The organism is Pseudoflavonifractor sp. An184 (assembly GCF_002160305.1).
Taxonomy (GTDB): domain Bacteria; phylum Bacillota; class Clostridia; order Oscillospirales; family Oscillospiraceae; genus Lawsonibacter; species Lawsonibacter pullicola.
Genome location: NZ_NFKI01000159.1, coordinates 1 through 597 on the forward strand (window position 1 = coordinate 1; position 597 = coordinate 597).

Below are 597 nucleotides of genomic sequence, written 5' to 3' on the forward strand. Positions count from 1 at the left end.
TGTAAAACCCTACCTGCAAGTAGTTTCGCCCTAACCGGCTCATGTCCTTGACTATGACCGTACCCACTTTCCCGGCTTCAATGTCTGCAAGCATGGCTTGAAAACCGGGTCTTTGAAAGTTTGCGCCGGAGAAGCCGTCGTCGGTGTACCAGCGCAGATTGGTAAAGCCGTTCTGCTTGGCGTAGGTTTCCAAAATCCTTTTCTGGTTCGATATGGAATTGCTCTCGCCTTGCAATTCGTCCTCATGGGACAATCTCGGATAAAGGGCGGTAATGAGGTTTTGGGTGGCTTGTCTTAACATAAAATCCTCCGTTTCCGACAGCCAGCCCCACTATTCCGTGGTTTCATTGTACCACGGAATAGGGCGGGCTGTATAGCGGCAAAAGTGTAAAATCAGCTTCTTTATGATTTGTCAAATTGCCGATTTTTGTGTAGCAGCGGCTTCCGCTTCCAGTACCCGCGCCATTTTGTCGGCGGCGGTGGTCGTGGTGTCTTTCTTGAAATAGCCGGACACGACAAGGACGGAATTGCCCATGCGGATTTCCGTCACGCAGTCGGGGCGGCGGGTGGTGCGGGTGTCGTGCTGCTGTCTATCTG

The 597-nt window shown here is 52.1% G+C and carries 2 protein-coding genes; both read right to left on the minus strand.

Annotated elements, in window-relative coordinates:
* Nucleotides 1–301: recombinase family protein (locus tag B5F19_RS16930; RefSeq protein ID WP_055236911.1), on the minus strand; the 301-nt coding region annotated here is incomplete at its 3' end.
* Nucleotides 302–412: 111 nt separating this feature from the next.
* On the minus strand, nucleotides 413–597 hold a 185-nt coding region (locus tag B5F19_RS16935; protein WP_087292931.1), incomplete at its 5' end, for a transposon-encoded TnpW family protein.